Annotated in this window: 1 pseudogene; it reads right to left on the bottom strand. The window is 78.8% G+C overall.

Going from position 1 to position 264, the window contains the following annotated elements:
- Window positions 1-264: pseudogene (locus tag KVT14_RS20500) on the bottom strand (ATP-dependent DNA helicase); the annotation flags it as partial.

Raw genomic sequence — 264 nt, 5'->3', positions numbered from 1 at the left:
AGCGCGGCGCCGGGGGCGGCCGCCGCCGAGACGAGCTCGGTGGTCGCGCTGCCGCCGTGCCGGCGCGCCATCCGGCCCGCGTGCTCGTCGCTGCCGACGGACAGCTCGGCCGTGGACTGGGCGGTGTCCCGGTCGGCGAGCTCGTGTGCCTCGTCGTCGACCAGCACCTGGTGCTCGGGCAGCACGTGCGGCGAGACGGACGCCGCCACGCCGAGCATCGCGTGGTTCGTCACCACGACGTCCGCGGGCCGGGCGGGGGCGCGG

The sequence above is a fragment of the Cellulomonas sp. GbtcB1 genome (assembly GCF_019091725.1).
GTDB lineage: Bacteria > Actinomycetota > Actinomycetes > Actinomycetales > Cellulomonadaceae > Cellulomonas.
This window is presented reverse-complemented; position numbering and strand designations above follow the sequence as displayed.